Raw genomic sequence first — 7,229 nt, 5'->3', positions numbered from 1 at the left:
CAGCCACACCCGCACGCCGCTGGGAACCGGAATCATCGGGACCCGAGCGCGTCCAGCACGCGCCGCAGCGCCTCGGCATCCACGTCGCGATCGACACGGACACGGCGCCCGCCGCCAAGCTCGATCTCGATGATGCCGCTCTTGCGGCGACTGCGGCCGGGAGACGCCGATGGCACCGCCGCCTCAACGGCGGGCGGTATGGCAGCGGCAGGAACGATCTCGACCGGGACCAAATTGCGATGAACCGGTATCGACCCGATCGCACAGCTCCTTGCGCCATCGAAAGAGCTGGCTGACGTGAATGCCCGCCGATCGCGCGACTTCCGAAACCGACACGCCAGGCTCAAGCGACGCCGCGACCAGGCGCTCCTTCTCCTCACGCGACCAGCGGCGGCGTCTCTCGACCGACGTGATCACCTCCACCCGCGGCATCGTCATAGGGCTACTCCTAGGATTATCCCTAGGACTTCCGACGTNCGCCCTCAGCCCGCAAGGCGGCCTTCACCGGAGGGGTACCCCACGCGCGTATGGCTAGCAGAATCTCGCCGTCAGGACCGATTGGAAGTCGACGCTGGATTTCACCCTTGAGATGCTCTCGCGCCTCATTTTCGAGGGAGGCGCAGTATCTGGGCGCCGACCCGGTGCCGCCCAGGAAAGGCGACCAGTAATCTTCGAAGCTGTCGAAGGCGGCCGGAACGTCTATTGCGCGGACCTCAACATCCAGGAGCCCATTACGTTCGAGCAGATCGCTCAGCGGCCCGGGCCGGCAGATCGGCGCCTTCACGCCATCGTCGTACTCAAGCGCCTTCGGGTCCAGGGCTGTCGCAACGTCGAAGAATGTGCGCATCACCTGCATGTGTCCGGCATAGTCCCAGACGTACAAGGCAATGGTCCCGCCAGGGCGCACGACTCGCGCCATTTCGCGAACAGCTGCGTTCTTGTCCGGCACGAAGTTCAGCACCAGCCCTGAGACGGCTACGTCAAACCTGCCGTCGGGTTGAGGGACCGCCTGCGCATCGCCGTGGATGAACGACACGCGCGGGTCCGCCACCATGGCGCTCGCCGATCGCAGGAACGCATCCGAATTGTCGATGCCAACCACCTCGGCAGGTTCGCAGGTGGCGAGAACCGTTGAGGTAAGGACGCCCGTGCCGCAACCTATGTCGATCCATCGCGCGCCAGGGGCTAGGTCGAGCCACTTGGTGAAGATTGGCGCAACCTGACGGCTCCACCGCCCCATGTACCTTTCATAGGCGTCACCTGCGCCCCAGAGATTTGGATCGTTCGTTGGCATAGAGGGCAAGTCCTGCCGCGGCACTCACAGCTCATCCTGCAGCAGTCTTGCCGGGCTGTCACTCCCGAACGCCGCGGCTCTTCACATGGGCTGAACTTCCAATCACGTGGTCTACTCTTGAGCTTTCTGCTGGACGGGTTGGTTGTCTCAACGTCGCTGCCTGAACCTGTCACTTAGCTTTCCAGCCCGAGTCCCTCCGCCATTTGCATATGGAAGCGTTCGTCTAGGCAGCTGGGGCCGGAAAAGGCCGGTCCGGTCTTGGGGAACACCTGGCGGTAAGCTCCACTCGTGATAGGCCTGCAGGCAAGCATTGCCTCTTCCGTTAGCGACGCCATCTCGGCCATTGGCAAGTTGCAGAGAGTAACCTGAAACCGGACGTTCTCCCGGGAGCGTCTGATTCAAACGGTCAGCCCTAGCAGCAACCGTTCGTCTGGCTGACGGTGGCCATACACTACGATGTGGCCGCGTGCCTGACCAAGCACGACCATGCATCAACATTCGTGAGCACGACATAGGCCCGTACCGTGAAGCCGGCAGCAACCACGCACAGGACGATAATGAGGGTCATTATAAACCTGTGCCAACAGATCCGGCGATTGAGAGCATCGAAACTGTCGGCAAAGAGGTCTTTGATCTCGCTGAACTCGGCGTTGAGCCTAGTCCTCTGGCCTTTGATCTCTCTCGATATCGCGGTGAGCGTCATCCATTGATTGATGCAGGAGGCGATGAGCAAGGCGGCGAAGAGACAGGCACCGCAGACTACGGCAACGTTGGCCAAGAGCTCGGGGCCGCAGCCGGTTGGTGCTTTCAGTTGCGTGGCGACAACGACGGATGCCACTGGCAGAACCAGAAGCTGGCCTTGGATGTCGCTGAAAGTCTTGTGGATCCGGGCTACGTACTCGGATTGGGTCTTCTCCAGTTCGCTGCGGATTTTTGAGTAAGAGAAGCTCGACGCGAACAGTCGGTACCCGTCGTTGACCCGACGGGCGAGCTCGTCGACGTTCTGCATCAGATAATGAAAGCGACCGGCAGCGCTCTGACTGGTGACAAGCTCCACCACTGCATCGGCCAGGATACCGAGGCGCTGTTCCGCGTGGACCTCACCTTGGAGGGCCTTCTCCAATAGGTCGACCTGCGCGGAATCGATGGAGCGCAGATCTTTCGCGGTAAATTTTACCGGCACTTCGATGCGAGCGTCGGCAAAATACACGAGCTTGGCCTGCTGCTCGTCGGCGAAGAGCGCAGATTCCGAGAGCAGCTTCACTAGCTTCAGAGTCGACCGATATTGGAGAAGCGCCTCAGTAGGAGGATGAGTGGCATTGTGGGTCTTATCGGAACGGATGAAGAAGGCCGATGGCTCCCGCATTCTGGAGAAAGAGGAGGCGAGGAACGCGTCCCAATCCTTAACCAATAAGCCTAGGCTGCGGTGGGGTGAACCTACACGCACTTCGACGTTGGAACCGACTGTGAGTTGCGCCGTGTCGTCCTGCAGGGCGATGTCGGCCTCGTGATAGGCGCGATCGGAAGTCTCGACGAGCTCTAGCGTCCTTTTGATGTCGTCGTTGACAACGTTAAGGATCGCTATTTGGTCATCAACCCAGACGGAGTTCTGGTATATTTCCAGAAGGTCCGTCCAGGTGATGGCGTCATTCACCATCCGCTATCTCCGCCAGTAGTTCGTTGCGAAGATCATCGGGCACATCAAAAAGGATGATACTGTTCGCTTCCGGATCATACCGGACCTTGTCAGAATTCAGCGCCGCGCGTTCGAACTCGACCGACCAGTTCGACGTCTTACGCTTGAAAGACACCAGACCACGCAACGCCCTACGATCGGCAACGAACCCGTCGATTAGGCCTCGATCGGGATCGGCCAGAACCTCAACGAGGGCTTCAGGGTCATCAGGATACAACTCGTTCGCCAAAGTCGCAAAATTGACTGGCTTTTCGGCCTTGGAGTCCCTAGCGCAAATATCGTTCGCGCGAGCCATGAACTCGGCACGTTCTGCCGGTTCGAACGGTCGACTGTCTGCGAAATGCTTGATCGCCTTAACCATATTAGAGGTGTCGACGCGGTTGGGAGCGACGGTGTCACAACCTAGGAAGGCCATGAAGTACTCCGAAACGTTGCCTTTCCCCTTCAAGAAGCTGACGTACCGTTCCTCGTTGTTCGCCCACCCCTCAAGGCTCACTCGGCCGGCGAAACGGTAGCCGTCAACATCGAGGTGCTTGACGTCCTGGAGGTCAGCTTGATCAGTCAACGCAGCGCTGATCTTGTCGTTGACGATCGCGACCAAGATGTATTGCCGGCCGTCGCGTTGGAAATGTGCGAAGAACACGTGACCACCTTCGGAGGCGGCGCGCGCCTGAGCTTCCTTTGCCAAGGTATTCATCAACGCCATCGTCGTGTCTTCAAAAGGCGCCGCCTGGGTGAGGTATTCGGTCAGCCGGACCGACGTCGGGTAGTCGGCCGTATTTTCGGAGAACTTGCCATAGGCCTTCGACGGGCGACGGGCATAGAGCTTATGCAATTCGTCGATAAGGCGTTTGGCCGTCGCGCTGACTGCGAGCTGCCCGTTCCCCTGATGAACTTCGTAGATGTTTTCGGAATTGCGCTCCAAGTGATGGATCGCAACCTTGAAAATATTGTCAGTCAAGTTGACCTCCCGATCCCCAACTTATCCTTTCATGATTCCAATGAATATTGCCAGCCCTCGGAGGTCCCTTAGCCGGCGCAGCGCGTTAGGGTCCGGCCCGAGCCTGCCAAATGCCACTTCCGCTCTGGGCGTCGCACTAATATCGGACAGTCAGCTTTCCACCCCTTTGTCGCCGTTCGGAGTGGTTCCAACGCCGCCTGAAACCTGCAGTTCACTCGGGGCGCAGCGAACGACGGAGTCGGGGCCGAGACCGGACTGTCCGGTTTGGGACCACTAAGCGGTAAGCTACCGAAATGTATCCGATCCCATGGCAGTCGCCACTCGTGATCCTATCCGCAACCCGAAAGTCAGTAGGTCGCTTGTTGGGTTGGCAGAAAACAGGACCTTTCTGTCGTTTCCGATAGGGCGCGCGGTCGGTAGCCTCTCCTGGCATCCAGATTAGAGAGCGAAACGATGAAAGCACTGATCGCCGGCGGCGGCATCGGGGGACTGACTGCGGCCCTTTTCCTGCAAAGGATCGGTGTAGAGGTCGAGGTGTTCGAACGGGCGGGCGAGATCCGTGAACTCGGTGTCGGCATCAACATGCTGCCGCATGCGGTCAAGGAACTCGCCAGCTTGGGACTGCAGCCAGCGCTCGAAGCGGCTGGCATCCGGACACGCGAGCTTCTCTATACCAACCGCTTCGGGCAGGTCGTCTGGCAAGAGTTGCGCGGCATCGAAGCAGGCCACGACCATCCCCAGATCAGTATCCATCGCGGACGGCTCCTCGGCCTCATCCACAAGGCCGTGATCGAGCAGCTGGGTCCCAGTGCCGTTCGAACGGGATGCACGGTGCAGTCGTTCCGACAGTCGGATGGCGGCGTCACAATCGAGGTTGCGGACCGGGGCGGCCGCGCCGAGCTTTCTGGCGACCTGCTCATCGGCGCTGACGGAATCCATTCGAATGTCCGTGCGCAGCTTTATCCCGATGAGGGGCCGCCGATCTGGAACGGCGTGATGCTCTGGCGCGGTTGCACGGTCTGGCCATTGTGGCGCGACGGCAGGACCATGGCGATCGCCGGCGGCAACTTCGCCAAGTTCGTCTTATACCCGATCGCGACAGTTCCCGACCGCGACGACCTTCGCCTGACCAACTGGGCGGTGATGGCAAAGACCGGCGAAGCCCACGCCCTCCCGCCGAGACCTGAGAACTGGAGCCGCTCCGGCGTGGCGGCAGAGGCGCTGCCCTTCGTCCGCGACAGGTTCCGGCTCGGCTTCGTAGATCCCGCGGCAATAATCGAGGCGACCGGCGAGTTCTACGAATATCCGAATTGCGACCGGGATCCACTGCCGCGGTGGTCGTTCGGCCGGGTGACCCTGCTCGGCGACGCCGCCCATCCGATGTATCCCGTGGGCTCGAACGGGGCGAGTCAGGCGATCCTCGACGCGCGCTGCCTTGCAGATCACCTCTCATCCCGCTCCTCCGCGGAGGCGGCGCTCGACGCCTATGATGCCGAGCGCAGGCCCGCGACGGAGAAGATCGTGGTGTCCAACCGCAACGGAGGGCCGGAACGGGTCATCGACACGGTCGATGCACGTGCGCCCGAAGGATTCGTCGACGTCGACGCGATAGCTCCCCATGCTGAACGCCAGGCAATCGTCAGCGGATATCAAGGCTGGCCGGCTTCGACAGCTGACGATCAGAACTCGCCGTGATGTAGCGGAAGAGACGCGGCGCGATGCCGAAGCGGCGTTCGAACGCTCCCGTTAGGCGAACGGGCGGGAAGAGGCCGACTTCGGCCGCCACGGACTTCAGAGACCTGCCGCGCGACAGAAGCATGCGCGCGGCGTCGAGCCTGGCGATCTCCACGAAGCGCGCCGACGTCTCGCCAGTTGCGGCGGCAAACTTGCGGTGGAAGGTACGCTCGGTCATGCCGGCCCGTTCGGCAAGCGACGACACGTCGAAAGGAACGACCATGCCCAGCACTGTGAACCTCCATCGTCTCTTCGCAACCAGTCACGAAAAGGTCTTCCGCGCCTTTGTCGAGCCGGATGCGCTTGCCAGCTGGCTGCCGCCCTATGCGTTCCTCTGCACGGTGCATGAGTTCGATACCAGGGCGGGCGGTGGGCACCGCATGTCCTTCCGCAATTTCACCACGGGCATGAGCCACTCCTTTGGTGGCAGCTATTGCGAAGTCGTACCCGGCGAACGGCTCGTCTACACCGACCGCTTCGACGACCCGAACCTGCCTGGCGAAATGCTGGTCACCGTCACCTTCAAGCCGGTCTCCGTCGGCACCGAGGTGACCATCGAGCAGTCGGGCATCCCGGACCTGATCCCGCGCGAGGCCTGCTATCTCGGTTGGCAGGACACGCTCGACAAGCTCGGCCGGCTCGTCCAGCCGGAGATGGACCAGTAGCCTCGCGCAAGCCGGCTACCCCGCGAAGCCAATGTCCTCAGTGGAGGAGACATACAAGTGACCGACACAGCCGATATCATCCGCCGTTTCAATCGCGCATTCGAGGAACACGAACCGGCACTGCTCGACAATCTGGTCGGATCGGATTGCGTGATGGAAACGATCCAGCCGGCGCCGGACGGCATCCGCTACGAAGGGACGCGAGCCAAACCTGGCCTTCTGGAGAGCAATGGCAGAGGACCGCGTAAACCGCTTCGAGGTGGAGGACACCCTTGTCATGGGCGACCGTGCCAACATCCGCTGGCGCTTTCATTTCGGCGGCGGAGGCTCCTTGCGCGGGGTCACGCTGGTTCATGTCCGCGATGGCCGGATCGTCGAAGCGCTGGCCTACGCCAAGACGGGCGGTCAGGCCGCGCCCCTGCCGGACTAGAGCGGTTTTCGATCATTCCGGGTCATATCCGCACGAGCTGAAGTAGTTTGCGCATTCGTCGGGCTAGAAGATATCGACGAGTCTGCCGATCAGGTCCCAGAGGCCGCTGACGGTTCGCTCACCGATCTTTCGGAGCATGNCCTTGAGGCGCGAGAAGGCCTTCTCGATAGGATTGAAGTCCGGGCTGTATGGCGGGAGGAAGCGCAGGGTTGCACCGGCGGCTTCAATCCTGTCCTTCACGGCGGCCCGCTTGTGGCTGGAGAGGTTATCCATGATGACCACGTCGCCGGGGCGCAGCTCGGGCACCAGGACCTGCGCGACATAGGCTTCGAACCAGTCGCCGTTGATCGGTCCGTCCAGCACCATTGGCGCAACCATGCCGGTCATTCGCAGGCCAGCGACGAGCGTGGTGGTCTTGCGGTGGCCATGCGGAAAGCCCATCCGTAACC

At 61.3% G+C, this 7,229-nt stretch carries 10 protein-coding genes; 3 read left to right on the top strand and 7 right to left on the bottom strand.

From position 1 onward, the window contains the following. Window positions 1-32: 32 nt before the first annotated feature. The 5 genes from L630_RS23040 to L630_RS0120055 all read right to left on the bottom strand — a co-directional run bounded on the left by L630_RS23040 (window position 33) and on the right by L630_RS0120055 (window position 3,951). Complete coding sequence (locus tag L630_RS23040) at window positions 33-176, bottom strand: hypothetical protein (protein WP_156941776.1); 144 nt, start codon at window positions 174-176, stop codon at window positions 33-35. A gap of 7 nt (window positions 177-183) precedes the next feature. After that, window positions 184-438 carry a transposase gene (locus L630_RS22710; protein WP_084466249.1) on the bottom strand — a complete coding sequence of 85 codons (255 nt, stop codon included), beginning with the start codon at window positions 436-438 and terminating at the stop codon, window positions 184-186. Between the two features lie 22 nt (window positions 439-460). Beyond that, the gene (locus L630_RS0120070; protein WP_024849970.1) at window positions 461-1,294 is read right to left on the bottom strand and encodes a class I SAM-dependent methyltransferase; all 834 of its coding nucleotides are present in this window, start codon (window positions 1,292-1,294) and stop codon (window positions 461-463) included. Between the two features lie 451 nt (window positions 1,295-1,745). Then, window positions 1,746-2,951: a hypothetical protein gene (locus L630_RS0120060; RefSeq protein ID WP_024849969.1), complete on the bottom strand. Its 1,206-nt coding sequence runs from the start codon at window positions 2,949-2,951 to the stop codon at window positions 1,746-1,748. Next, a complete protein-coding gene (locus L630_RS0120055; protein WP_024849968.1) occupies window positions 2,941-3,951 on the bottom strand; it encodes a nucleoid-associated protein in 1,011 nt (336 codons plus the stop codon). The genes L630_RS0120060 and L630_RS0120055 overlap by 11 nt, the downstream gene beginning before the upstream one ends. Before the next feature lie 453 nt (window positions 3,952-4,404). On the opposite strand from L630_RS0120055, the gene L630_RS0120050 reads away from it, so the two are divergent. Continuing rightward, window positions 4,405-5,646, top strand: coding sequence for a flavin-dependent oxidoreductase (locus L630_RS0120050; RefSeq protein ID WP_024849967.1), 1,242 nt, complete (start codon window positions 4,405-4,407; stop codon window positions 5,644-5,646). Here L630_RS0120050 and L630_RS0120045 read toward each other — a convergent pair. Continuing rightward, complete coding sequence (locus tag L630_RS0120045; protein ID WP_024849966.1) at window positions 5,591-5,908, bottom strand: helix-turn-helix transcriptional regulator; 318 nt, start codon at window positions 5,906-5,908, stop codon at window positions 5,591-5,593. The two genes, L630_RS0120050 and L630_RS0120045, sit on opposite strands and share 56 nt — an antisense overlap. Here L630_RS0120045 and L630_RS0120040 point away from each other — a divergent pair. Both L630_RS0120040 and L630_RS23605 read left to right on the top strand, forming a co-directional pair. Beyond that, complete coding sequence (locus tag L630_RS0120040; protein ID WP_024849965.1) at window positions 5,907-6,350, top strand: SRPBCC family protein; 444 nt, start codon at window positions 5,907-5,909, stop codon at window positions 6,348-6,350. The two genes, L630_RS0120045 and L630_RS0120040, sit on opposite strands and share 2 nt — an antisense overlap. A gap of 229 nt (window positions 6,351-6,579) precedes the next feature. Continuing rightward, entirely contained in the window at window positions 6,580-6,780 is a 201-nt protein-coding gene (locus L630_RS23605; RefSeq protein ID WP_348602484.1) for a nuclear transport factor 2 family protein, read from the top strand. A 63-nt stretch (window positions 6,781-6,843) separates the two neighbouring features. On the opposite strand, the gene L630_RS21960 is transcribed toward L630_RS23605, so the two are convergent. Then, a partial coding sequence (locus L630_RS21960) for an IS630 family transposase (protein WP_051473398.1) occupies window positions 6,844-7,229 on the bottom strand: 386 nt, incomplete at its 5' end.

The sequence above is a fragment of the Aminobacter sp. J41 genome, assembly GCF_000526635.1.
Classification (GTDB): domain Bacteria; phylum Pseudomonadota; class Alphaproteobacteria; order Rhizobiales; family Rhizobiaceae; genus Aerobium.
The sequence above is the reverse complement of the archived record's forward strand: the minus strand, read 5'-3'. Positions and strand labels throughout refer to the sequence as shown.

Coding starts and splice junctions, on each gene's coding strand:
- L630_RS0120040 (WP_024849965.1), top strand. CDS start 5,907: ATGCCCAGCACTGTGAACCTCCATCGTCTCTTCGCAACCAGTCACGAA.
- L630_RS0120045 (WP_024849966.1), bottom strand. CDS start 5,908: ATGGTCGTTCCTTTCGACGTGTCGTCGCTTGCCGAACGGGCCGGCATG.
- L630_RS0120050 (WP_024849967.1), top strand. CDS start 4,405: ATGAAAGCACTGATCGCCGGCGGCGGCATCGGGGGACTGACTGCGGCC.
- L630_RS0120060 (WP_024849969.1), bottom strand. CDS start 2,951: ATGGTGAATGACGCCATCACCTGGACGGACCTTCTGGAAATATACCAG.
- L630_RS22710 (WP_084466249.1), bottom strand. CDS start 438: ATGACGATGCCGCGGGTGGAGGTGATCACGTCGGTCGAGAGACGCCGC.
- L630_RS23605 (WP_348602484.1), top strand. CDS start 6,580: ATGGCAGAGGACCGCGTAAACCGCTTCGAGGTGGAGGACACCCTTGTC.